Source organism: Cognatishimia sp. 1_MG-2023, assembly GCF_030548175.1.
In the GTDB taxonomy this organism is placed as follows: Bacteria; Pseudomonadota; Alphaproteobacteria; order Rhodobacterales; family Rhodobacteraceae; genus Cognatishimia.
Genome location: NZ_JAUORX010000001.1, coordinates 450,674 through 474,067 on the forward strand (window position 1 = coordinate 450,674; position 23,394 = coordinate 474,067).

Sequence of the window (23,394 nt, forward strand, 5' to 3'; positions counted from 1 at the left end):
ATGAAGCCCGCACTATTCGGCACTTCAAATGAAGTCCAAGGTGGATAACGCGTGCATTAATGGGGCAAGTTGTGTCTCGTAAGTTCTCCAGCTTTCGTCACTGCCGGTGTACAACGGCTTTGTGACCTGCCCTGCGCTGGACGTCCTAACGTAATTCGTAGCCTTTTCAGGCGATAATAGTTCGGGCGTCCATTCAACCCCAACAGCCTCTGCAAGGGCCTGAGTCGTCGACAGTTGGTCCGATACTAAGTCAGAATAGTTCAGATCAAAGAGCCGGTTCCCACAAATATGGCGCCAGTGCTTCATTAAATCCCGGTGAAGCACCATATAGCCAGCGATGTCTTCGAATTTATAGATGAAATCATGAGAACCGCGTTTGAAGGTATGTTTATACAGCGACCAAGCGACGGCTCGTGGATCTCGGTTTAGGTGAACTATTTTTGCTTCTGGTAATGCTGTGCAGATCAATCCGATCCAACGGAAGTTGAGTGGCATTTTGTCGATTTGTATTTCGCTACCGTCACTAATTTCAGAGAACCGTTTCAAGAGGTGATCCCTCATGATTTGCACGTCGTCTGGCGTCAGTTTTTTATCTGGTCGGTTTCGAATCGCGTCAAATCGCTCAACAATGGCCTCTTTGACAAATGACAGCTCGCCACAAGCTTGCACATTTGGCGCGCGCGATAACACGCGCTCGGTCAACGTAGTACCGGAGCGCGGCAAGCCAGTTACAAATATAAACCGTTGCCCTGAAGGTGTGTCTTGTTCCTGCAGAGGTTTGGCAACCAGGGCTTTGGTCAAAGCAGCCAGAGCTAACTTTGGACGAAGCTCGAACCCATATCGTTTCGATAACAGGGCATTCCCTTTAGCAAGGTGTTCAAAAGCACTATCATGCTGCTTAACTGCGTGCAGCGCCTCAAACAGGGCAAAGTGCAGAAGCCCTGAAGCTGGATTGTCTTTGCCGATTTTAGCAAGCGCACTGCGCATTTGATGAATGTGCGGGTCATCATCCGTGTATTTTCGTACATGCGACAGCTGTAAATGTAGAGCGACATCTTTAGGTCGCTGTTCCAGGCTTTTGAGATAAAATGTCTCCGCTTCGTTCATATCGCCTAGTGAGCGCGCCACCAGGCCCAGGTTACGCCAAGCAAGCGCGTTGTCAGGCGAAATCTCTAGCATTCGATTTGCCGCATCACGCGCTTCATGCGGACGGTTTAGCTCGTGCATCGCTCGGCTTTTTACATTCCAAAAATCGAGATCATTCGGATGTTGCAAAATTTGGAGATCAGCTATTCGAAGGGCTTCTTCTGCATCCCCCAATTCCAGTAAACAATCACATAGCGCCTTGGTAATTTGGGTGATTTCGGGAGCCAGCGTCGACGCCGCCTCTAACAAGCGCCTAGCTTCGAGCCAGTTTTCGTCTTTTTCGGCATCATTTACCAAGTTCAGCAACTCGGGCACCGCTATTGGGCGCAATTCAGCCACGGCTTTTTGTGCGCGTTTGTTAGATGGGAAGCGGTCTAGGACTTGTTGGTAAAACGCTTGAGCGGTCACCCAATCCTTGTTTTTTGACGCCTGTTTGGCCTTTGTCATCGTTTTGTCGACTGAAAGGGCTGCTGGCATTCGAAATCCTTACTGCGCGTTTTGAATGGGCTTGGCTTTAGCATAAGTCGGGGAGCGAACGCGGCAACAACCGTCTTTACGATAATGGCTGAATTTGGGGGAAATTGGGGGAGTTGTTTACCAATCTTTAGCAAATGCGGTGTGTGGTACCGGTGCGCGAGTGATTCCAATTTCAACTTCTGATTTTGTAGTGCACGTCAATTCTTTTCTGTCGGCACCTTGGCTTTTCCGTTCTTATCCCCTATTTATTGAAAAAAACGAGGCAGTTAAAAAAGTGATCGAGCAACTCAAAGTGGTTTGGGGCGAATTTATTCGTCCGATGATGCAGCGTCCGCGGCGCCTGCAAGTGGCGGCTTTGTGCTACCGCGATGTAGGGAGTGAGCGGAAGGTGCTGATAGTGACAAGCCGCGGTACAGGGCGTTGGATCATTCCTAAGGGTTGGCCCATGAACGGCAAAAACTCGGCACAAGCTGCTTTGCAAGAGGCTTGGGAAGAAGCTGGCGTTGCCAAGGGCGAGGCACAGGATCAAGCTGTGGGCCAGTATCGCTATGATAAAGTGAAAGCGACCGGTTGGACTGTTCCTGTGGAAGCGCTTGTTTTTCCAGTGAAAGTCAAAGAACTGTCAGACAGTTTTCCAGAAGCGGACCAGCGCAAACGCAAATGGGTCAGCGCGGAAGAAGCGGCAAATCTGGTGCGCGAACCTGAGCTAAAGGCGATTTTGGCCAACTTTTAAAGGCGTCTCAGCCTGACACTTTGTCATAAAACTTTTACAAAACCGTTACGAATTTGTTGCAATGACCCCGTTCGCCGCCTAAGCGGAGGCGACAAAAAACGGGGACATCATAATGTCAGACAAGAATTCACAAGATGCACGGCACTTGGACACGTTGGATCGTGACCTTGGTCGCCTGTCTAATCTTGAGCAAGCGACGGCCTTTGCAGCCCGCCCGATTGTGGGTGGTGGCATTGCCTTGGTCTTTATCGCATTGGCCGGTCTTGCGGCCGCACTTTTGTTCGGACAATCCAACAATACGTTGATCGTTGTCGTTGCGGCGGCGTTTGGGGCTTATATGGCGCTGAACATTGGCGCAAACGATGTGGCCAACAACATGGGCCCGGCTGTGGGTGCGGGTGCGTTATCAATGACGGGCGCGATTGTTATCGCGGCGATCTTTGAAAGTGCCGGGGCTTTGTTGGCTGGCGGTGACGTGGTGAAGACCATTGCCAAGGGCATTATTGATCCAGAAGCACTAGGTGATTCAGCGACGTTTATCTGGGCAATGATGGCGGCCTTATTGGCGGCCGCACTTTGGGTGAACTTGGCGACTTGGGTCGGCGCGCCTGTGTCTACAACCCACTCGGTTGTGGGTGGCGTGATGGGTGCCGGGATTGCGGCGGCCGGTTTTGGCGCGGTGAGCTGGGGCACCATGAGTAAGATCGCAGCAAGCTGGGTTATTTCGCCTGTATTGGGCGGTTTGATTGCCGCAGGCTTCCTGTGGTTCATCAAGGTTCGCATCATCTATCAAGAAGACAAGATTGCAGCGGCGCGTAAGTGGGTGCCTGTGCTGGTCGGTATCATGGCGGGTGCCTTTGCGGCCTATCTGTCGATCAAAGGTCTGAAGAAGGTCATCAAGATTGATCTGCCAACCGCTTTGATGATTGGCACCGCAGCGGCGGTTCTGGTTTGGGCAATCACCATTCCAGTGATTAAGCGCCAGTCCGAAGGGCTGGAGAACCGCAACAAATCTTTGAAAGTCTTGTTTGGTATTCCGCTGGTTGTGTCTGCTGCAATGCTAAGCTTTGCGCATGGCGCGAACGATGTTGCCAATGCGGTTGGTCCATTGGCGGCGATTGTTCAGGCCTCTGGAACGGGTGACTTTCTAGCGGCGGTTAGCATCCCCTATTGGGTGATGATCATCGGGGCGTTTGGTATTTCGTTTGGCCTGTTCCTATTTGGGCCAAAGCTGATCAAGATGGTCGGCAATCAGATCACCAAACTAAACCCAATGCGTGCTTATTGTGTGGCCCTATCTGCTGCGATCACTGTGATTGTTGCGAGCTGGTTGGGTCTGCCGGTGAGCTCTACACATATTGCCGTTGGCGGTGTGTTTGGCGTTGGCTTTTTCCGCGAGTGGTACACAGAGCGCCGTTTGAAGCGTGCGCGCATGGCGGTACCGGATCAAACGCAGTTTTCCCGCGAAGAGCGTCGTCGCCGTAAGCTTGTGCGCCGGTCGCACTTTTTAACGATTGCCGCGGCTTGGGTGATCACTGTGCCTGCTGCAGCATTGCTGTCTGCATTGATCTTCTTTGTGTTGAACACAATCGCCGGGTAAATTCCGGTTACGCAAAGAAAAGCCCCGCAAGTTAATGCTTGCGGGGCTTTTTTGTTTTTGCAGCTTAGTTTGTTTGTGCTGCTTCGCCCGCTTCAGTTGGCTCTTCGGCAGCTTCGGTCGCTTCTGCTGCGTCCTCAGCCGGGGCTGGGTTTAATGAAGCTAAGAATGCCGCGACGTCCTCTGCGCCCTTCTTGAGCTTAAAGGTCATTTTGGTTTTGCCTTTGATCCCCTGCTCTTTCAGGTAGCCATTTGGGTCGGTGATAAAGGCGCTGAGCGAGGCCTCATCCCAAGTAACGCCGTTTTCACTCATTGCAGTCAGGGCCTTGGAGTATTTGAAATCTGCCGTGCCGACAGGACGGCCAATCACACCGAACAAGTTTGGACCGGTGCGACCGCCCTTTAGCAAGACCTCACCCTCAGGGGTAGAAACGGTATGGCAGGCTTTGCATTTTCCAAAGGTCTTTTTGCCTTTTGTCACGTCGCCCTCTGCGAATGCGCTGGTTGCTGCAATAGCTGCAACTGCAGCCAAAATGATGGTTCTCATAGCTTCCTCTTGAGTCATGCGCGTTTGGCTGCACACTCTGCCAGAGTTTAGAAATGTTCAATGGACAAATCAGCGCGGCAGCAAGGCTCCGCGCAAATGTGAATGAAGGCAATAGGCCGTTTAGGAGGTGGTAAATGTGTCCTCGAACGCTTGTTTAAGCGCGACATCCACATCATCCATGGTTACGGGCAAGCCAAGATCAACCAAAGAGGTCACGCCGTATTCGGTGATGCCACAAGGCACGATGCCTGTGAAATGCTCAAGATCAGGTTCAACGTTGATGGATAGCCCGTGAAAGCTGACCCATTTGCGCAAGCGAATGCCAATGGCCGCGACTTTGTCTTCGGCAGGCGCGCCGGTGATGGTGCGCGGCTTGTCGTCACGCGTAACCCAAACCCCGACCCGGCCGTCGCGAATTTCGCCTTTGATGTTGAAACTATCCAATGTCGCAATCACCCAAGCTTCGAGCTGATGCACAAAGGCGCGCACGTCTTTGCCACGCTTGGCAACATCGAGCATGACATAGGCCACACGTTGACCCGGACCGTGATAAGTATATTGCCCGCCGCGCTTGGTTGTATGGACAGGAAAGCGATCCGGATCTGTCAGATCTTGGGCCTTGGCAGAGGTACCCGCGGTATAAAGCGGCGGATGCTCGACCAGCCAAATGCATTCATCGGCCTCGCCTGCGCGAATGGCTTCGGCGCGGGCCTCCATAAAGGTGACCGCTTCGTCATAGTCTGTCAGACCGTCGCTGATGATCCATTCAACCATGGGGTCGGGTCACTTTCTTCTGGCAGGCGGGAATGCCTCGTATTTGTTCCACGCGAAGACATAGTAAGAGGCGACCAGAATGTCACGTCCGTCTTAGAAAGCAATTGTTCCTGCATAAATATTGGTGAGAACGGATAAAAGTTTAAAACCCTCAAATTGGGATATTCGCTGGGTGGAGGAGCACCATCCTACCGCGGATTAAGGGTTTTGGCGTGCACTGTATTTCTTTTTTGAAACACAGACCGATTTACGCTTCACATCCTTTTTGCGACCCGATATAGACCCGCTCACCAAGTCATGTGCGGTCGTGGCGGAATTGGTAGACGCGCAGCGTTGAGGTCGCTGTGGGGTAACACCCGTGGAAGTTCGAGTCTTCTCGACCGCACCATTTACTCCCAAATATCATCAATGATTTTACATGCTAATTCGGTTTTGGACCGAGTTGTGCTTTGCGGTATGCGCTTGGGGTTAGGCCTGTCCAGCGTTTGAATGCCCGGTGGAATGTGGCTACTGACGAAAAGCCGACCGATTGAGATATGGTTTCGATGGATTTGGAGTGCTGAGAGAGTGCGAGAATGGCGATGTCGCGTCTGAGGCCGTCTTTGATGGATTGAAACGATGTGCCATCTGCTTTTAAACGGCGGATGAGGGTGCGTGGCGTCATATACAGGGCTGATGCAACGGATTGCAGGTCATCCCCGCCCTCTTGTAGCGGCGCAATGAGGGACCGGACGCGCAGGGGTAGCGAGTGTTCGCGGAAAGTTGTGAAAATCCAATCGCGCGGGGCGCGGTTTAGGAATGCGTTCAACTCGACATCGGTGCGATTTATTGAAAGCTGCGCGACGCTTGGTTCAAAGCTGATGCGTGCGTGATTGCTGTCAAAGTAAATCGGCGCCGGGAAAAGGATTGCATAATCTTCGGCAAAAGATGGGCGTTTGAATGGGAATTCAATTGAAATAAGCGGCAGTTCCCGGTGAGCAAGCCAAGAGGTGATGCCATGGGTGAGTTTGAGCAGTAGCATGTGGCCAAACCGTTGCGGGCTTTGGTCCGTAATTGGGATGAGGTCAACATGAAGGCCAGTTGCGTCTTCGGTCAATTCCAGTCGGAAGTCATCTAACAAGAGATTCCAAAACGTCGTGAACCGAAAAAGCGCTCCACGCATTGAGGATGCGCCCATCATGACGGTGCACAGATGTTTTAGCGCGCCAGCCCGAATTGGACGGCTCCAGAGCCCCATCATCTCGTCGCCAGTTGATACGGCGGCGAGTTGGTAGAGTTGCACGAATTGATGGTGCGAAATTCGACCTAGATCAATGCTGTGCATTGCGCCGATGCCCGATTGATCCAGCAAAGCCGCAAGCTGTCGCGGCGGACAGATGGATTGCAGCGCATTTATCCAATCTTGCAACAAAGCGAAGGAAACAGTTGCGAGATGGTCATTGGTGTCGGTTGGGGTGTGCATTGCTTGGGTAAGTTGGCGTTATTTGTCACTTAATGCAAACTCTTTGTCCATTAACGCCATATAACGCCTGAAATTCGCAAGATATATGTCATCAAAACTCATACACAGGAATCCACCATGGGCCGAACGCTTGATCTATCAGACTTTAAAAACCTCGCCATCACCGCTGGCGAAGATGGTGTTTGGGTTGTCACGTTAAACCGTGCGGCGAAGCGTAATGCGCTAGACCTCGACACTATCGAAGAGATGGTGGAGCTGTTTGATAAAGCGCCCCGGAGTGGCGCGCGGGCGATTGTTTTGACGGCAGAAGGGGATCACTTCTGCGCAGGTTTGGATTTGGTGGAGCACCATAAAGCAGACCGTTCGCCAGAAGACTTCATGCATGTGTGCCTGCGGTGGCATGAGGCGTTTAACAAGATGGAATATGGAGGTGTGCCGGTGATCGCTGCCCTAAAGGGCGCGGTTGTGGGCGGTGGGCTGGAGCTGGCCAGCGCGGCGCATATTCGTGTGGCGGATCAAAGCACCTATTTCGCTTTGCCAGAAGGTCAGCGCGGGTTGTTCACCGGTGGTGGCGCGACGATCCGGGTGACGGATTTGGTGGGCAAGGCCCGCATGATTGACATGATGCTGACCGGTCGCGTGTATCAGGGGCAAGAGGCCATTGATCTGGGATTGGCGCAGTATCTGGTTGATGGGTCAAGCTTTGATAAAGCGATGGAGTTGGCAAAACGGACGGCGGCGAACCTGCCATTAACCAACTTTGCGATTTGTTCGGCGGTGAGCCACATGAAGAATATGTCGGCGATGGATGCCTCTTATGCAGAGGCTGTGGTTGCAGGTGTGGTTAATACGCAGGCCCCTGCCCGCGAACGGTTGGAAGCTTTTGCGAATAAGACAGCGGCGCGGGTTCGACCGAATTCTTAATTAGGGTTTAAGTGGTGACGGCGGGCCTCATCTGGGTGCCCGCCATTTTTTACGCGTCTTTGCAATCGAGGATAACTGTATGGCGCTCGATAAACAGTGGCTTTCGGGGAGCGAATTGCGCGGTGATCGCGCAGCGTGCGCCGAGGTCTTGGTAGAATGCGCGCAGCATGGTCGAGGATGTTTCGCGTTGCAGGTAGGGCAAGTTTGACACGACAAAGAGTTCCACGCCTTCGGCCAGCCATGCATCCAATGTCCAGTCCTCTTGCTGGGGTGGCCAAGCGTAGGCTTGGATGTTGCCCTTTAGATCCTCGTCGCTGGCGTTTTCCAGTCCAGACATTGGGTTGGGTAACGGCAAGATAAAATAAGCCTCTGGATTGTTTTCCGGCACGCGGCGTTCGGCGGCGCGTTCTGGGAGGATCACCTCGTATTTCGCGGCGGTGGCTTCGACGCGGGCGAATTCGAAATCTTGTGCCGGGCGTGATTGCTGGATCGGCAAAGGAATACCTGTGACAGCTTTGCGATCTGGGAAATGGGTTTTCAGGTGCTCGGCAATGTCCACTGCGATTGGTCGGGCCACCGTTTCTTGCCACACGCCGATGCTACCGATTTGTGCAAGCGCGAGAGCGGCGGCGGTTGCCATGACACCAAGGGGCTTAATGAAACGGGTCAGTTGGATCAGGGCCAAGGCCCCAAACAGTTGAACGACCACAAAGAAGCTAACCCACAAATGCTCTGGCTGGCGCAGGCGCACGAGGTAGGCGACAAGGATCATGCCCGCAACGACCGCAAGCCAGATGACAATCAGGTTGAGAGGTTGGTTAAAGCGCGGGGCCAAAAGCGGGAAGGCAAGGAAGGCCAGCGGCATCACAAAGCCAAGGCCGCTTTGCCAATGGATCATACGTTGGCCCAACAAGGTAAGCGCATCATAGAGCGTGGCCCCTTCGGTGATGGACATGACCGCTTGGATTTTCTGGAACGCGAGGAAGGTTTCAAAATCCAGCACGATCCCGATGTTCAGGATCGGCCACAGCACAAGACCAGTGAAGAAGATACGCCCGATAGAGGCCAACAGCCCCTTTGCGCCGAGGTGCGGTAGCATCACGGCCACATAGGCCACAAAGAGTGGCGCCATCAGGAAGATAAATGAATGCTTGAAGCTAAGCGCCAAGGTCATCGCGATGCCAAGGGCGATGTCGACACGTTTGAGATTGGGCGTTTGATACTTGCGGATCAACAGCAGCACAGTCCAAAGCGTGGCTGTGGCGAGGGGCACGTCGCCCTTGTAAATATAGGAAAGGTAGACAGAAATCGGTGCCAGGGCGGCAAAGATGGCAACGACCAGCGCCTCTGTTCGGGTTAGGTTGAGCAGGCGCGCAATGCGATAGCTGATGGGGGTCATCAAAGCGCCTATGAAACCGACCAAGGCCCGACCGGTGACCACAAAGATGGTTGGGTCTTGGAAATACTGCGCGCGAAAGGCGGCGGAATCAGCCCAAACACCCGTGACTTTGCCGACGGCATAGAGAGCGCCATAAAGCACGGCGGTTAGATAGTTCATCAAAGGCGGATAGAAATGCTGATCCGGGACAAGCTGACCGGTTAGCACCTTGGCCGCTTCGTTGATGCGTTCATCCCCAAGGACAACACCGTGATTAATACCGATTAGACGAATGGCAAAGGCCGCCAAAAAGAGACCAAACAGAATGGCCCATTCTGAGCGTGGAGTCGTTGAACTGTTCATAATGTGCCTTGTGCTTCGCCAGTTAGGTATCGTTGGTTTCCCACTTAAACCTTAATTGGGTCAATTTTTTGAAGTGATTTTGCACTAAAGCGGATACAAATACTGAAAAACACGAGAAAAATCCTAGTGACAGTGATGGACGCGACTTTGTCAGACATAGATTTACCACTTTATGTGGACCTTGATGGGACTTTGGTGAACACCGATGTCGCGCAGGAACTGCTGTTGCAAGTGGTTGCGCGCCCAAAGGCTTGGGGCCCGTTGGCCCGGTCGTTGACCCAAGGCCGTGCTGAAGCAAAGCAATTTCTAGCACAGGACGGCGAGTTTGATCCCGCTACCCTGCCCTATGTTCCTGAGGTGCTGGAGTATTTGCGGGCCGAAAAGGCGCGTGGTCGGCGTGTTGTTTTGGCAAGCGCCACGGATATTCGTGTGGCTGAAAAGGTTGCTGCGCATTTGGGATTGTTTGACGCGGTTATTGCGTCGACCGATGGCGATAACCTGAAAGGTGCGCGCAAACTTGAGGCTATCAAAAAAGATGGCGGCGAGGCGTTTGAATACCTTGGCGATTCCAATGCGGATCGGGTGATTTGGAAGTCAGCGGCTGTCAGCGGTTTTGTGAACGCACCGGCCCCTGCTTCGGATTTGGTCGCCCCTGAGGGACGTGTTTCTTTGGATATTCGCGAGAAACACTCGGTTCTGGATGGTATCAGACGCGCGATGCGCCCTCACCAATGGGCGAAGAACGCGCTGATATTGCTGCCTTTGTTCTTCTCGCACCAATATGGCGATACGGAATTGGTGATGCGCGCGCTGTTGGCTGTGATCATCTTTAGTTTTTGTGCCTCGGCGATTTATATCTTCAACGATCTGTTGGACATTGAGGCGGATCGGCACCACGCGAAAAAGCGGTTTCGTCCCTTTGCTGCGGGGACGTTGTCACCGGTGAAAGGCGTCATTGCTTCTGCCGTTTTATTGATTGTCAGCCTTGGTGTCAGTGCGCTTTACTATGGGCTCGCCTTTACAGGGCTTTTTTTGTTTTATGTTTTATCCACAACGCTTTATTCGACGTGGCTAAAGCATAAACCTGTGATTGATGTGGTTGTTCTGACCTGTCTATATACGCTGCGCATCTTTGTGGGTGGTGTGGCGATTGGTGCGGCGTTGTCACCGTGGTTGTTGAACTTTTCACTGTTCTTCTTTGCCAGCCTTGCGTTCATGAAACGCTACACCGAAATGCGCCGGGTTGAGGCCGCGGGCAAAGACGGCGCGCGCGGGTATTTGGTGGATGACCTGACCGCGATTTTGCCGATGGGCGTGTCCTGTGGTGGGTTAGCCGTGCTGACCTTAACGCTGTATCTGAACAGCGCGTTTGTGGCGGCGACCTATGGTGCGGTAGAGATCCTGTGGTTGATTGCGCCATTGATCATGTTCTGGATCTTCCGCGCCTGGCTTAAAGCGCTGCGGGATGAGATTGACGATGATCCCGTGGTCTTTGCGATGCGGGATCGCACCAGCCAATTGACGCTATTGTTGACGGTGATGGTCGTGCTGGCCTCTAAATTCTTAACTCTGAACGGGGTCGCGCTATGACGCTGCATTCTTTTGCTTTGGTCTTTATTTCTGTCACCCTATCCGCCTTTGGCCAAACGGCATTTAAGATGGGAGTCACGCGCATTAGCTTTGCCCCAGACGCAGCGGTGATGAGCAAAATCATCGGCTTTGCTGGGTCACCGTTCATTTTGGTTGGGCTGGTGCTTTATGGAATTGGGACACTGTTCTGGCTGTTTGCGTTGAAGCAGCTCGACCTTTCGCTGGCCTACCCGTTTGTCGCGATGAGCTTTATCGTGGTGTTCCTGATTGGCGTGTTTGGGCTTGGCGAGCCTTGGAACATGACCCGCGTTATGGGTCTGTTGATTATCACCATTGGTCTGGTGGTCATGGCAAAGGCGTGAAAGTTTCCTTGCACGCCTTTTGAATTTCTCTGAATTTGTGGTGACTTAGGAGAACAGGCTTTCCGCCTTGTTCAGCACGACACCCAATAGTTGGGCGCGGTCGCCGAGCGCTTGTTCAGCGCGCTGTACTTCTTCGGGGAGTGATTGACCGCCGCCGACGACCAGCAAAACGCCATCGACGTTTGGCAAGAAACCCAGCACATCATCGCTGTCGAGTACGGATGGCAGATCAAAGATCACCATATCCGGGCACAGCAAATCCTGCATTTCTGACAGAACATCGGTGGTCATCATTTGCTGGATCAATTCAGACGAGTTGATGACTTTGGTGTCGTTCAAGCCCAGTGCCAGCGACTGCCCTGCGCGGATCAAGTATTCTTCGGGGGCAATGTGACCACCAAGGTAGTCAGACAGGCGACCCGGGTTATGCACACCAAGGATGCCTGCAAGGCTTGGCTTGGTGAAATGCATATCAAACAGGATGGTGCGTACGCTTTCCATGCGCGCGACGGACAGGGCAAGGTTAGCAGCAACAAAGCTTGCGCCGCAGCTTTCGGTCACACCGGTCACGGCGATACGGCTCCAGCCGTTTTCGCGCATCGCAAGCAATAGGCGCGTGCGCAGCATGTCAAATCGCTTGTGCGCTGGGTCAGATTTCTGTGCGGTCACGATACGATTGCGCAGCAGATGCGCCTGATCGAGTTCGATCTGGTGCATTTCATCCCAGAGAACTTGAGCCTCGTCGCCAAGCGTCATGTAAATGTTGCTTTTTTTGGCGCTCGGGAGCGTTTCGTTTGTCATCAGTCTATCCTGTCTCAATCTCTGCGGGTTTAGCGCAAGAATGGGGGGAAATTATGGCGTTCTTTAAAATCCGAGAAGATTGGCCTCGGTTATCGCTTTGCGGATGAATTCCGCTTTGCTGGCTTCTGGCTGCCAGTTGAGAACTTCTTTGGGGTGCTGGTTATCAAAGGGTGACAGATGTGCGCGTGATTTCCAATCTGCCAAAGACGGGCGAATGACCCCATGACGACGGAGCGCGTGTTTTTTCAGCACGTATTTGACGGCATCCGCCATCCAGAATGCGGTAAGGTTGCCCGTGGCGACTTTGATCTTGGCGCCAAGTTGATGGTGGATCGCAGCAAAGTAATCGCGGCCTGACATCATCGGGTCGGCGACCAAGTTGAAGGATTGGCCAATGGCGTCTTCGTTTTCCATCATCAGGACGAGGCCTTCGGCGACATCGTCAATCAGAACGAATGGCAAGATGTTCGTGCCGTTGCCCCAAATACGGACAGCGCCCGCGCCGTGCCAGCGGCCTATGCCCCAATGTTGCAATGGGCCACCTGCCCCGACGACGATTCCGGGTCGCGCAATGACGAGCGGTAGGTCTTTGGTATTGTGCAATATTTCAAGCTCTTGCTCGCATTTCGCTTTGGAGCGGGCGTAGAGGTTGCGGTCCTGCATGCCATCATCGAAACCCGTGGTTTCGGTGATGGTTTCCTCGGGGTTACTCATGTCGTAGGAAGCGATCGTGCCGGTGTAGATGAAGCGTTTCACACCTGCATCAATGGCGGCCTCGGCAATGCCAACCGTGACGCCAACGTCGTTTTTAAGGCAATCTTCCCAGGTGGTGTCCATGGATTTCCCTAGGTGGTAGACAGCCTCGATCCCTTGCATGGACTCGGTCAGGGCTTCGCGATTTGAAAGCGGTGCCGAGTACAATTCCACATGATCCGCGATGTCATCAAACGGGCCAGTGTTACCGCGTGACAGCACGCGCACGTCTTTGCCGCGTTCCACCAATTTGCGCGTGAGTGCACGGCCAATAAAGCCGGTTCCACCGATCACGAGGACAGAGGGTTTAGGCTTTTTCTTTGTTTTGGGCTGTGGCTTTGCGGCCTGTTTCGGAAGCAACGCCAGTGTATCGTCGATGGCCTGCATGACGTTCAACGCGGCTGGGCCGTTGAAACGTGCGTCAAGTGGTGTGTCGTTCTGCAAGCTGTCGTAAAAGGCCGAGAATGCGCCTTGGAAGCTAATACCATAAGCCGATTTTCGGTTTAGTGAGGCCAGCTGACGGGTGGCGTTCACCACACCTTCGCGCAGGTTTTGACCTGCAAGGTTAAGCTGTTTGCGCAGTGGATTTAGCACGAGATCAGAGGCGTTTTCGCCCTCAACCACCAGCGTATCATGCGCGTAGCTTAAGCGTGCTTGGGCCGTTGTGCCGCGCAGTGTGACTGAACGGTCGTCCATGGTTTCAACCATTGAAATGTTCAGGGTCACATCCACGTCCCCTGCCCGCGCAAGAATACGCCAGCTTTGCGGGCGATCTGTATCTGCGGGCAATGCGATGGGTTTGCCGAGGCTGAGGTATTCAACCTCTACCGGGCCCAGTAGATCAACGGCGAAAGCAAAGAGATGCGGGCCGAGTTCCAGAAGCAGGTTCTTTGGCTCGCGCAGCAGCCATAAGCCAAAGGGGCCTGAGCGCAGCGGTGCCAATGGAAAATGCCAGTTGATTTCGGCAGAGGTGATGCGCCCCAGATCGCCATTCTCTTTCGCAGCTTTTAAACGCTGGTAGCTTGGCAAGCCCATGAAGTTATGCCCGGCAGCAAAGGTTTTACCTGCTTCTTCCGCGGCTTGCACCACAGTTTGGGTTTCGGCATGACTTAGGGCGACCGGTTTTTCGACAAAGCAGTGCAGCCCGGCGTGCAGGCATTTTTCAGCTAGCATCGCGTGGGAGTTTGGTGGTGTTAGAATATGGACCGCGTCACAGACATCCGCGTCGATCATTTCGTCCAGATCGGTGTAAGCGGTGATGCCATAAGCCTCTGCGAAGGCATTTGCAGAGGATTGCGATAGATCACAGACCGCTGTCAGCTCTGCGCCATTCGTGACCTTTAGGGCCTCGGCGTGCCAATCAGCGATGTAGCCTGCGCCAATAATGGCTGTGCGAATAGGTGTTTGGGTCATGTCATTTATACTCAATGATCTGCATGTTCCGCCCTTTTAGACGGCGCCAATGGAAGATGGCCATGCCGAGGGCGTTTGGAATTTTGGACAGCGTTAAGAGAACGCTATGACGATAGGCGCGGGTTGGGATCATACCATTTGCGATAAGCCCCTTGGCGGTGCGCCAATAATTGATGCTGTAAAGTGCGGCGATAAGGATAAGCAGCATGGGTGCTGTCATCAGGAATAGCAGCGCAAGAAATGGAGTGATGGCACCGTAGATCAGAACGCGCTTTTGCTCTTTGGCAAAGTATGGCGGATGCATGTAGCCCACTTGGGCAAACCCATGGCCAGACCGAATGGCGCGTTGCCACCATTGGCCAAAGCGCAGCATGGCCGCATCATGTTTTGTCATTTCTTGTGGAATGCGGTGGATCGTCCAGCCTTGTTTTCGAAGGCGGACGCAGAATTCGTCGTCCTCTGCGGCGATAACGGTATCATCAAATCCACCCGCCTCTTCATAGGCTTGTGGGCGCACCATCATGTCGCCGCCGCATGTTAGAATGTCACCGGCTGGGCGGTTCCATTCGTCGTGACACAGGTCATTGTAAAGGCTCGCTTCTGGATGGATTTCGCGGCGCCAGCCGGTGACGATCCCGCGGTTGGAGTCGGCTTGTTGGGCTGCTACGGCATGATCAAGCCAGCCATCCACAACAATGCAATCGCCATCAATGAATTGCACGAATTCTGGCATGTCGCCGGATTGCAAATGTTCATATCCTTCGCGTCGCGCGCGGGCGGCGGTAAAGGGTTTATCGGCTGTTAATTCAACAACTTCAGCCCCTGCTGCACGCGCATTGGCAACGGAGTTATCCACTGACCCAGAGTCGACATATATTATGCGATCCGCTTTGCCTTGTAGCGACGCAAGGCAAGCTATTAGGCGCGCGCCCTCGTTACGGCCAATGGCGATGACGGCGAGTTTTGCTGTCATTTCGATGCCTCCGGTGGGCGAATGGATTGCGGCGGCGTATCATTAGCGTATCCGGTTAGAAGCTGCGACAGCCATGCGGGTTCGTGGTTTAGGTTGAACTCTGCAACCACTTTGGCGCGGCCGGTTTGCCCCATTTGCACTTGCTTTTCTGGGTTATCCGCGAGGGATTTCAGGGCGGTTTTAAGTGCGGTTTCGTCTCCGGGTGGGATCAGAATGCCAGACGCTTCGTGCGTCACCAACTCTGGGATACCTGCGATTTGTGTTGTGATGACAGGGCGCGCGGCAGCCATGGCTTCCATCAGGACAACTGGGACACCTTCGGCAAAGCTGGGCAGGACAAAAATGTCATGTTCGGTCAATGCGGTCGCGACTTCGGATTGTGATTTGTATCCCGCAAATGTCACGCGGCTTGCGAGACCGAGGTCAGCGGATTGCTGTTCTAACGCCGCGCGATCTGGGCCGTCGCCGATGACTGTAAGGCTTAGGTCAGGTTGGTCTGCCATTGCATTCAGCAAAATCGGAAGGCCTTTGACCGCGGCCAAGCGGCCCACGAACAACAGGCGTTTGCCGCCTTTGTTTGATGCGTCGTCATACCGATCTGGATCAATCGCGCAGTGCACAATGTGGAGTTTGTTCCAATGGGCGGGGTTTGAAAAGCTCATCGCTTGGGAGCGGCAGAAATGACTGATGCAGGCCACAAAGCTGGCTTTTTCGATCTTTTTATCTAGCCGCCAATGGTCAGGCGCAAAAAAGATGTCTGGGCCGTGCAGTGTGAAACTATAGGGGATGCCTGTCATTTCTGACATCAGCATCGCAACCGAACAGCTAGATTTGGCGATGTGATTGTGCAGGTGGGTGATGTTCTGGCGACGCAGGTAGTCACCAAGAACCGCCGCCTCTGCAAAGTAGAACAGTTGATAAAACGTGGACTTTGGCCCACCCGGATTGGTTTGCAGCGCAAGTTTCAATGATTTGAAATAGCGGGATGGATTTTCGCGAAGGAAGTTCCAGTGGCATTTGAGCAGGTGCAAAGGAGCTTTGGCCGCTTTCAACACATAGAATGTGCGGGCGGCTTCTGTGCGTTGTTCTTCGCCGACCAGATGCTCGACACCCGTTTGTCGGATGGAACATGTTTCGACATGGTGACCCAAATCGCGCAAAGCCGCGACTTCGCGTTGGATAAATGTATCCGTTGCCCTTGGGTATTCCCCAGTAAGATACGCGATGCGGTTTAGGTCGCCCATGGCATCGGCTCCATTGGATCACAGCGGGTGGTCATATCTTGTGCGCCAGATGAGTCACCAGCGTTTTGAATGGCCAGGGTGACTTCGTTTAGATGCAGTGCAAAATCACCAGACAGTCGGCTAGCTCGGTTTTCTGAAATGGCATCAAGTACCTCGACAGGGCCAAGTGCAAAGTTCATTGAGGCAGCACCCCAACGGCCGACTTTGGGATGGGTCGCGTGGCCGAGTTTGATCCGGCGGCCAAGGGGGTGTTCCAGCAATCGACGACGAATGCGCATGCGGCGATGGAATTTTACAGGGGCGGTGTTGTCCCATGCTTTTTTGACGTGCAGCACCCCATTGTCGCCGATCACGCGAATTTGGTGATCGTGCGGGGCCACAATCGAGCACGTTAGCCGAACAACTGGACCGTTATCAAAGAATAGCGTGGCGACGGATACATCGGGGGTGCCCTGCCCGCTTGGGTCTTTGTCTGGCAAAACTTCGGCGGATGCCGCGACAACCCGGCGTACTGAGCCGAACCAAGCGATTAACCAGCTTAGGTAATAACCGGCGTGCTCTAAGGTGCAACCAACTTGGAATTCATCTTCGGCGGGCCATGGGGCACCGGATTCGCTTTGCCAATCTTTAAACGGAGCTTGCGGGATAAAACCGTCGTCCAATTCGGCGTAGATCAGGCGTGGTGTCCCAGCGACGTTGTCACGAATGGCTTTGCCAAGGGTTTGGGCGGTTTCACTGAGCGAGCTGCACGGCGCTGAGGCCAGTGTTAGGCCAAGGTCTGTTGCCTGCTTGTGCAGGGCTATTGCCTCTTGCATCGAAACGGCGAGCGGTTTTTCGGAATAGACGTGATGGCCTGCATCAAGGCAGGCTTTGTTGATTTGGTAGTGGCTGCGTGGATTGGTCAGGTTTAAGATCAAGCTGCCCTTAGGTGCATCATTTAGAAGTTCATCCAAGGAGTTTGCTGTTTGCAGGTTCCAATGTGTGGCGAATGCAGAAAGCCTGTTGGGATCGCGGTCATAGACACGCGCCACATTCACATGCGGAAAGGTCGTTAGGGACCGCATGTAAAGATCCGCAACAAAGCCGCAGCCGATAATAAACACAGAACTCATATCTTGGCCTGCTCGCCCCTACATTATTAGACCGCTATGGGCCTTGTTTTGCCAAGTGACCTACGTGTCAAAATCGACAAGAATAAGTCACACGTCAGGCATTTGCCGCACAATGAAAAAATCCGCATTCAAGTACATGGCATTTGCTTCTGCTCATGGTAAACCAAGCGAAAGCATCGCGGGAAGGTTTTATGCAGTTTCAAACCGCTCATGGCCAAATTGCCGTCAATGTGCCCACAAAGGCGCAATTGCAAACCCGTGTGCAAGCGAAGTTTAAGGAAAAACAGGGCTTTGCCCTAGCAACCTTAAACCTAGATCACCTTGTAAAACTGTCTGACAGTGCGCCATTTTTTAACGCTTATGATGCACAAGATTTGGTTGTGGCAGACGGCAATCCGATTGTTTGGCTATCGCGTACGGCGGGGCATCCGGTTGAGTTGATGCCCGGATCAGAGCTGGTCATTCCACTGGCTGAATGGGCCGCAGCTGCTGGTCGTGGCGTGGCCCTGTTGGGAAGTACGGAAGAGGCATTAGCGGCGGCGGCATTGGTCTTGGAACGCAAGGTGCCCGGACTAAAAGTGGTTGCGCAAATTGCGCCTCCTTTTGGGTTTGATCCTGACGGAAGCGACGCGGCTGATATGCTGCAGGCTGTGCAAGCCTCGGGCGCTGGTCTGTGTTTCTTGGCGTTGGGCGCACCCAAGCAAGAGACATTGGCTGCGCGAGGGCGCGAGTTCGCTCCGAATGTTGGCTTCGCAAGCATTGGTGCCGGACTAGATTTCCTAGCGGGCACGCAGGCGCGAGCCCCCAAATGGGCGCAGATGATGGCTATGGAGTGGCTATGGCGATTGTTAAGCAATCCGAAACGCATGTGGCGGCGATATATGTCATGCTTTGCCATCTTGCCGGGCCATTGGCGAAATGCGCGTCGCATGCGACAGATAGATCAATAGAGGTGGCATGTTATGAATGAGTCCCCTGCTTTGGAACAAGAGCCACGCGCTTTGCAGCACCACGAAACCGTATCCGCGACGGAGCCCGATTGGTCGCGGGAAGACATTCGTGCGTTTTGGGACCCGGGCCCAAAGTTGCTGCGCTCTATCCGCCGGTATCAAAAAGCTCAGGTGGTTGGGGGATTTTTGGGGCGACTGGCGTCAAAATACTGGGTGCTGAACCATCGGTTCTGGTCTGTTATCACGCAGTGCGAAATCCATTTGCATACGTCCATCGAGGGTGGCTTACGCCTGCCCCATCCGAACGGAGTTGTCATTCATCAACATTGCAAGATTGGGCCAAACTGCTTGATTTTCCAACAAGTTACATTGGCGGATATTGTCGAATTGGATGGTCACGTTGATATTGGCGCGGGTGCGAAAATCCTAGGCCCCGTTACAATCGGAAAGCACGCACAGATCGGGGCAAATGCGGTAGTTACTGCAGATATTGGCGACTACGAAACGGCCGTTGGTATTCCTGCACGCGTGATTGCGAAAGCTGTTGTTTCGGGTAGCAGCAAAGAGTGAGGGCTAGATCACCGGTTCTCGGGTCTTCGCCAACACACCACTATTTTCCAGCGGCACTTTATCGGTAGATTTCAACGACAAGAACTCTTCGCGTTGTTGGATGATACGCTCTGAATACCCAAGCAATGCGCCAGCCAGAAGCCATGTTAATGGCGTCAGCGTGGCGTTGGGTAAAAGGTCTACAATGTTGAGCGCTAAGACTAATGCAATCCCGCCCGTAATCGGGGAAAGTGCGTGTTCTTCGATGCGATCAGTCAAAACACGACGCACCGGAATAGCAACCGACGCCTGTTGACGACGCTTCTTATATACAACGCGTTTTGTACCAGAGGCGACATAGGCCAATAGGAATATGGGTAAGGCCAGCAACCCAAATTCAGCCAAGAAGCCGACCCAGCCAAAAACACCTAGCGTGATGACCCAACGTCCATCAGACACCGTCATGATGGTTCCTGAAATGGGATCGTGGATGTGATTGCGGCCCCAAGACCCCCAACCAAACAGGGGTTTCTCTCGGGCGCGCTCCATCAGGATGTTTTCGTTATCAAACCTGAATTTAAGAGATCCGGCGCGGTCTTCGCTTGCGGCAGCTGCGAGGGAAAGAATTTGTGCCTCTGGCACCAATTGCGCGCCTTTCATCACCGGGTAGCCAATGGAAAGCATCGCCAACAGCACCGCGACCTGGAGCTGAACGCGCCACGAACTCATGACGACCACACTGATAACAACGGCGCCATATAGTACCGGGCTAAGGGTTTTGTTGAGCACCAAAACCACCGCTAAGAACAAAGCGGCGGCAAAAGCCCAAATCCGAATTTTACCCTTTTCATTTTTCCACAGGATAATCGCGGCAGACAGGGTCATCATTGCCAGCATCGCGGCCCAGATGCCGTGAGATAGGAAAACGAGGGATCGGAACCCGCCGCTACGAATGGCTTGCTCAAAGCTATGCTGGAAGAAGCCATAGACCCACGTATTGATCTGTGGGCTAAGGCGCACTTCGAGCAACATAGGGAAGCCATAGGCAACGCCTGCGATCATCATTGCGATCAGAAGATCGCGTAGGTCTTCTTTGGTATTCAACAATTGGCGGGCCAGCAGGTAGCTGATCAACAGGATCGCTTGGTTGATAACCAATGCGACAACGTCCATCAGATGCAATCCGCGTAAACCTCCAGTCGCGAAGATCACCGGTTCTGGGTTGGTTAATACTGTGAAGACTGGGCAGAAGACAAAGGTCAGCGTCAGGACTTTGCCGATCGTCGAACGCGGCAATAGTTCTAGCTTAGGTCGTACCATCACCATGACAATGATCAGTGCCATGACGTTTGGGAGTGTCAATTTACTGAGTGGCGGCATCAATGGGAAATCAAATGCCGTCGGATGCGGTGGTAGTAGCAAGTAACCACCCAATAGCGACCAGACCAGCGCACGCCCCGGAGGCAGCAGCCGAAACAGGGCCACCATCACCAGTGGCCATGCGGCCAATACGAGAAAGGCAATGCTGTTGGGCATTCTGCCATCAGTCCTTGTGTTTCTGCATCTACCAAAGCCAACACCCACATTCCAGATTAGGAACGCAGGCGCGACTCGGTGAAAGTCTGAAACAGTATGTAGCAAGGAAACGCGCCGATTTCATGGCGGTGTTTCAATATATCTTTTGGTTAACGACCCTTGGCCAGGAAAACCACACCGACAGTTCGCATCATGATTGAGATGTCGGACGCAAAGGTGATCTCGCTGTCATAAAGGTTGTCGTAGAACGCACGCTGCGCAAAGCTTGCTTCGTTGCGTTCTGACACCTGCCAAAGGCCGGTGATACCTGGGCGCATATTGTAGTACGCCTCGCCCGGATAAATTTCTTTTTGGCACGTCATAATAGGACGCGGGCCAACCAATGACATGTTGCCAGTTAGAACGTTCCAGAGCTGAGGCAATTCGTCCAAAGAGGTTTTGCGGATGAAGCTGCCGATAGGCGTGATGCGCGGATCAAACTGAAGCTTTTGCATCAGGTCCCACTCGCGGCGGGCTTCGGCATTTTCGGATAGGTATTTCGTGAGCTGACGGTCCGCATCAGGAACCATGCTGCGCAGCTTAATCATCAAGAATTCACGACCGTTGTGGCCAACACGCTTCTGCAAGTAAAACGGAGACTTCCCGTCCATAGCAACCACGACAGCCAAAAGGCTAACGACAATAAGAACTGGCACTGCCAGCAGGGTCACAACACATAGGTCAAACAAACGCTTCGCAAAGCGTCGATACAGTCCGGGGGCCGAACTCTCACCACGCTGACCCAGCGCGATTTCGCGCCGATCAAAATAAGCCATCCCATTTCCTTTTCCCGAAACAGACAACAAAACTCCCTCTACGACGCAGAATGCGCAGTATTATCCCTGAGGTTTCTGGAAGGTCTCTCGTCCTGACCGTTGCCCCCGATTGCTGAACTCCTTCAGCAGCGGACGAGTAGTTCCGTCTAATGTTTTGCTAAATGCTTCCTAGTAACTTTCAGACTCACAATATCAAATGTGGCGAAAATCGTCCAGAAAAATGCCACACACGCATAGGTGTAATGCGTTGGTTTCAAAGGATTTTTCCAATAATGCGGTAAAATTCCGCACATTATTGTCATAATTCCGGCAAAATATCCAAATCTAAGTTGGCTAAATTGAAAGAATAATTAGCTTTTAGTGGTGATTGTTTCCAAATCAAGGGTTTGAACTGTTTCCCTTAGGTCATCAATACCGCGAAATCAGAAGAATTCTTTAAAACCGAAGGAGAACAGCCGGTTGAGTTCTCTTGATGCGGGTAATTTGATTCGCTTTTGTCATTTAGATAAAACAAAAAAAGGCGCCAATAAGGCGCCTTTGAGTCTAAGTATGATGTCCGCCTTACCGGCCAGATACCATGGCCAGCACGATCAGCACAGCAATCGCAAAAACAGCCAAACCAATGATCCAGAAGACGCGGCGCCATGCGCGCTCGCTGGCAACATGAACGTTCGGAATTACGGCAACGGCTCGCAATCCGAGGTGCCGTTCGAGCTGACCTTCGGTACGAATGATTGGGTTCCGCATCTCTAAGAATGCGACCAAAGCGATACCTGCGAGACCAGCCAAAATACATCCCATTAAGGCAATCCGTTTACGGTTTGGCGCTATTGGATTTTCCGGGATAATGGCGGTTTCAAGTATGCGAAAGCTCTCACCCTGTTGGCTTGCCTGTAGCATCAAACTCATTTCGGCTTCGGCCTGATTTCGCGTAATGATGCGATACTGATCCGTAAGTTTTTGTAGCTCGCGTTCAAGTCCGCTGAGTTCACGCTCAACCTCTGGCGCGCCTTGCACCAGTGAATTGATTGCATTGATACGACCTGTCAAAAGGTCACGCTGCCGTTCCGCTTGCGCAATTCTATTTGTGAAAACTGTGTTCCGAGTTCCTCGGTTTCCAGTGTTCAATTCGATCAATTCGCGATCAATTTTCAGCTTGTCTTGAAGCAAGATGGCGAGCTGATCACGTTGACCTGATAGACCACCGGAGAGCGTATCGAAGTTGGCTCTTTTGAAATCAGAAATACGGGTTTCTAAAGAGGAGATTGCGCCACCAAGGCGTGCTTCTTCGCTTTCGAAAAAAGCCAAAGTTTCGCTGGCCCGCTCTGATCGGCTATTGCGGTTTTCATCTAAAACGTTGCTAACCAAAGTATTAGCTACCCGTGCTGCGACTTCTGGATCGCCGAGGCGAACAGTGATGTTCAAAGCCGTCGGGATAATGTCTGGGCGCCAGGCCAATGCTGGGTCTGCAACGCGGCTGACTTGTGCTGATTGACGCAATGCGACCACTTTGTCGTTGTCCGTCATGTCAGGCAATTCCGCAAAAAGGTTTTCGCGGCTGATAATGGCCAAAAGGTTGTTTCGTGACATCACGCGTTGCTCGATAATTTGCAACTGCTGCAATGTCTGGGCATTCACAGAGGAACCTGCTGCGACGGACTGTGCTTGGACCTGTGGTTGCTCAATTTGGATAACCGCGGTCGTCTCGTATTCGCGAGGCAGGCTAAGCGCGTAAAAAAGCGAGGCTGCGACACCAAGAGCCACAACCAATGCCAAAAGCACAATATGGCGCAGAATTGCGCCAATGATTTCTTCGAGTGTGGCAAGCCTATTCATCGTATCTGCTCAATTTCCTATGCCCATTCTGGGCGCCGTGTCTTTATTTGCAATTACCT

At 52.9% G+C, this 23,394-nt stretch carries 20 protein-coding genes and 1 tRNA gene; 8 read left to right on the top strand and 13 right to left on the bottom strand.

The window, feature by feature from the left end:
* Nucleotides 1–24: 24 nt before the first annotated feature.
* Nucleotides 25–1,461: a tetratricopeptide repeat-containing sulfotransferase family protein gene (locus Q4544_RS02210; protein ID WP_303503742.1), complete on the bottom strand. Its 1,437-nt coding sequence runs from the start codon at nt 1,459–1,461 to the stop codon at nt 25–27.
* Nucleotides 1,462–1,897: 436 nt separating this feature from the next.
* Here Q4544_RS02210 and Q4544_RS02215 point away from each other — a divergent pair, with 436 nt between their 5' ends.
* Both Q4544_RS02215 and Q4544_RS02220 read left to right on the top strand, forming a co-directional pair.
* Nucleotides 1,898–2,356: an NUDIX hydrolase gene (locus Q4544_RS02215; RefSeq protein ID WP_303503744.1), complete on the top strand. Its 459-nt coding sequence runs from the start codon at nt 1,898–1,900 to the stop codon at nt 2,354–2,356.
* A 112-nt stretch (nt 2,357–2,468) separates the two neighbouring features.
* Complete coding sequence (locus Q4544_RS02220) at nt 2,469–3,956, top strand: inorganic phosphate transporter (protein WP_303503746.1); 1,488 nt, start codon at nt 2,469–2,471, stop codon at nt 3,954–3,956.
* A gap of 64 nt (nt 3,957–4,020) precedes the next feature.
* Here Q4544_RS02220 and Q4544_RS02225 read toward each other — a convergent pair whose 3' ends face one another.
* Together Q4544_RS02225 and lipB are read right to left on the bottom strand one after the other, a co-directional pair.
* Entirely contained in the window at nt 4,021–4,500 is a 480-nt protein-coding gene (locus Q4544_RS02225; protein WP_303503748.1) for a cytochrome c family protein, read from the bottom strand.
* A 120-nt stretch (nt 4,501–4,620) separates the two neighbouring features.
* Nucleotides 4,621–5,274: a lipoyl(octanoyl) transferase LipB gene (lipB, locus tag Q4544_RS02230; protein WP_303503750.1), complete on the bottom strand. Its 654-nt coding sequence runs from the start codon at nt 5,272–5,274 to the stop codon at nt 4,621–4,623.
* A 301-nt stretch (nt 5,275–5,575) separates the two neighbouring features.
* Between lipB and Q4544_RS02235 the strand changes: the two genes are divergently transcribed.
* Nucleotides 5,576–5,662: transfer RNA gene (locus tag Q4544_RS02235), tRNA-Leu, on the top strand.
* Between the two features lie 33 nt (nt 5,663–5,695).
* Here the strand turns inward: Q4544_RS02235 and Q4544_RS02240 are convergent.
* Nucleotides 5,696–6,736, bottom strand: coding sequence for an AraC family transcriptional regulator (locus tag Q4544_RS02240; RefSeq protein WP_303503752.1), 1,041 nt, complete (start codon nt 6,734–6,736; stop codon nt 5,696–5,698).
* 117 nt (nt 6,737–6,853) lie between these two features.
* On the opposite strand from Q4544_RS02240, the gene Q4544_RS02245 reads away from it, so the two are divergent.
* Nucleotides 6,854–7,660: a crotonase/enoyl-CoA hydratase family protein gene (locus tag Q4544_RS02245; protein ID WP_303503754.1), complete on the top strand. Its 807-nt coding sequence runs from the start codon at nt 6,854–6,856 to the stop codon at nt 7,658–7,660.
* A 49-nt stretch (nt 7,661–7,709) separates the two neighbouring features.
* On the opposite strand, the gene Q4544_RS02250 is transcribed toward Q4544_RS02245, so the two are convergent.
* Nucleotides 7,710–9,401 carry a glycosyltransferase family 39 protein gene (locus Q4544_RS02250; RefSeq protein ID WP_303503756.1) on the bottom strand — a complete coding sequence of 564 codons (1,692 nt, stop codon included), beginning with the start codon at nt 9,399–9,401 and terminating at the stop codon, nt 7,710–7,712.
* Nucleotides 9,402–9,536: 135 nt separating this feature from the next.
* Between Q4544_RS02250 and Q4544_RS02255 the strand changes: the two genes are divergently transcribed.
* Both Q4544_RS02255 and Q4544_RS02260 read left to right on the top strand, forming a co-directional pair.
* Nucleotides 9,537–10,991: a UbiA family prenyltransferase gene (locus Q4544_RS02255; protein ID WP_303504006.1), complete on the top strand. Its 1,455-nt coding sequence runs from the start codon at nt 9,537–9,539 to the stop codon at nt 10,989–10,991.
* On the top strand, nt 10,988–11,353 hold the full coding sequence (locus Q4544_RS02260; protein WP_303503758.1) for a hypothetical protein: 366 nt from the start codon (nt 10,988–10,990) through the stop codon (nt 11,351–11,353). Before Q4544_RS02255 ends, Q4544_RS02260 begins: the two co-directional genes overlap by 4 nt.
* A 45-nt stretch (nt 11,354–11,398) precedes the next feature.
* On the opposite strand, the gene Q4544_RS02265 is transcribed toward Q4544_RS02260, so the two are convergent.
* From Q4544_RS02265 to Q4544_RS02285, 5 genes are all read right to left on the bottom strand, one after another.
* Nucleotides 11,399–12,154 carry a CpsD/CapB family tyrosine-protein kinase gene (locus tag Q4544_RS02265; protein ID WP_303503760.1) on the bottom strand — a complete coding sequence of 252 codons (756 nt, stop codon included), beginning with the start codon at nt 12,152–12,154 and terminating at the stop codon, nt 11,399–11,401.
* 63 nt (nt 12,155–12,217) lie between these two features.
* Nucleotides 12,218–14,320 carry an NAD-dependent epimerase/dehydratase family protein gene (locus Q4544_RS02270; RefSeq protein ID WP_303503761.1) on the bottom strand — a complete coding sequence of 701 codons (2,103 nt, stop codon included), beginning with the start codon at nt 14,318–14,320 and terminating at the stop codon, nt 12,218–12,220.
* Nucleotide 14,321: 1 nt separating this feature from the next.
* Nucleotides 14,322–15,293: a glycosyltransferase family 2 protein gene (locus tag Q4544_RS02275; protein WP_303503762.1), complete on the bottom strand. Its 972-nt coding sequence runs from the start codon at nt 15,291–15,293 to the stop codon at nt 14,322–14,324.
* Nucleotides 15,290–16,537 carry a glycosyltransferase family 4 protein gene (locus Q4544_RS02280; RefSeq protein ID WP_303503764.1) on the bottom strand — a complete coding sequence of 416 codons (1,248 nt, stop codon included), beginning with the start codon at nt 16,535–16,537 and terminating at the stop codon, nt 15,290–15,292. Before Q4544_RS02280 ends, Q4544_RS02275 begins: the two co-directional genes overlap by 4 nt.
* Nucleotides 16,525–17,649, bottom strand: coding sequence for a Gfo/Idh/MocA family protein (locus tag Q4544_RS02285; protein WP_303503766.1), 1,125 nt, complete (start codon nt 17,647–17,649; stop codon nt 16,525–16,527). Before Q4544_RS02285 ends, Q4544_RS02280 begins: the two co-directional genes overlap by 13 nt.
* Before the next feature lie 191 nt (nt 17,650–17,840).
* Here Q4544_RS02285 and Q4544_RS02290 point away from each other — a divergent pair, with 191 nt between their 5' ends.
* Nucleotides 17,841–18,599 carry a WecB/TagA/CpsF family glycosyltransferase gene (locus Q4544_RS02290; protein ID WP_303503768.1) on the top strand — a complete coding sequence of 253 codons (759 nt, stop codon included), beginning with the start codon at nt 17,841–17,843 and terminating at the stop codon, nt 18,597–18,599.
* Nucleotides 18,600–18,611: 12 nt separating this feature from the next.
* Nucleotides 18,612–19,169, top strand: coding sequence for a serine O-acetyltransferase (locus Q4544_RS02295; protein WP_303503770.1), 558 nt, complete (start codon nt 18,612–18,614; stop codon nt 19,167–19,169).
* Between the two features lie 3 nt (nt 19,170–19,172).
* Here Q4544_RS02295 and Q4544_RS02300 read toward each other — a convergent pair whose 3' ends face one another.
* The 3 genes from Q4544_RS02300 to Q4544_RS02310 form a co-directional block, all read right to left on the bottom strand.
* Complete coding sequence (locus tag Q4544_RS02300) at nt 19,173–20,684, bottom strand: hypothetical protein (protein ID WP_303503772.1); 1,512 nt, start codon at nt 20,682–20,684, stop codon at nt 19,173–19,175.
* A gap of 149 nt (nt 20,685–20,833) precedes the next feature.
* Nucleotides 20,834–21,499: a sugar transferase gene (locus Q4544_RS02305; RefSeq protein WP_303503774.1), complete on the bottom strand. Its 666-nt coding sequence runs from the start codon at nt 21,497–21,499 to the stop codon at nt 20,834–20,836.
* A gap of 561 nt (nt 21,500–22,060) precedes the next feature.
* Nucleotides 22,061–23,335 carry a Wzz/FepE/Etk N-terminal domain-containing protein gene (locus Q4544_RS02310; RefSeq protein WP_303503776.1) on the bottom strand — a complete coding sequence of 425 codons (1,275 nt, stop codon included), beginning with the start codon at nt 23,333–23,335 and terminating at the stop codon, nt 22,061–22,063.
* Nucleotides 23,336–23,394 lie beyond the last annotated feature (59 nt).

Coding starts and splice junctions, on each gene's coding strand:
- Q4544_RS02225 (WP_303503748.1), bottom strand. CDS start 4,500: ATGAGAACCATCATTTTGGCTGCAGTTGCAGCTATTGCAGCAACCAGC.
- Q4544_RS02300 (WP_303503772.1), bottom strand. CDS start 20,684: ATGCCCAACAGCATTGCCTTTCTCGTATTGGCCGCATGGCCACTGGTG.
- Q4544_RS02220 (WP_303503746.1), top strand. CDS start 2,469: ATGTCAGACAAGAATTCACAAGATGCACGGCACTTGGACACGTTGGAT.
- Q4544_RS02245 (WP_303503754.1), top strand. CDS start 6,854: ATGGGCCGAACGCTTGATCTATCAGACTTTAAAAACCTCGCCATCACC.
- Q4544_RS02290 (WP_303503768.1), top strand. CDS start 17,841: ATGCAGTTTCAAACCGCTCATGGCCAAATTGCCGTCAATGTGCCCACA.
- Q4544_RS02295 (WP_303503770.1), top strand. CDS start 18,612: ATGAATGAGTCCCCTGCTTTGGAACAAGAGCCACGCGCTTTGCAGCAC.
- Q4544_RS02250 (WP_303503756.1), bottom strand. CDS start 9,401: ATGAACAGTTCAACGACTCCACGCTCAGAATGGGCCATTCTGTTTGGT.
- Q4544_RS02275 (WP_303503762.1), bottom strand. CDS start 15,293: ATGACAGCAAAACTCGCCGTCATCGCCATTGGCCGTAACGAGGGCGCG.
- Q4544_RS02285 (WP_303503766.1), bottom strand. CDS start 17,649: ATGAGTTCTGTGTTTATTATCGGCTGCGGCTTTGTTGCGGATCTTTAC.
- Q4544_RS02280 (WP_303503764.1), bottom strand. CDS start 16,537: ATGGGCGACCTAAACCGCATCGCGTATCTTACTGGGGAATACCCAAGG.
- Q4544_RS02260 (WP_303503758.1), top strand. CDS start 10,988: ATGACGCTGCATTCTTTTGCTTTGGTCTTTATTTCTGTCACCCTATCC.
- Q4544_RS02240 (WP_303503752.1), bottom strand. CDS start 6,736: ATGCACACCCCAACCGACACCAATGACCATCTCGCAACTGTTTCCTTC.
- Q4544_RS02270 (WP_303503761.1), bottom strand. CDS start 14,320: ATGACCCAAACACCTATTCGCACAGCCATTATTGGCGCAGGCTACATC.
- Q4544_RS02310 (WP_303503776.1), bottom strand. CDS start 23,335: ATGAATAGGCTTGCCACACTCGAAGAAATCATTGGCGCAATTCTGCGC.
- Q4544_RS02255 (WP_303504006.1), top strand. CDS start 9,537: ATGGACGCGACTTTGTCAGACATAGATTTACCACTTTATGTGGACCTT.
- Q4544_RS02305 (WP_303503774.1), bottom strand. CDS start 21,499: ATGGCTTATTTTGATCGGCGCGAAATCGCGCTGGGTCAGCGTGGTGAG.
- lipB (WP_303503750.1), bottom strand. CDS start 5,274: ATGGTTGAATGGATCATCAGCGACGGTCTGACAGACTATGACGAAGCG.
- Q4544_RS02265 (WP_303503760.1), bottom strand. CDS start 12,154: ATGACAAACGAAACGCTCCCGAGCGCCAAAAAAAGCAACATTTACATG.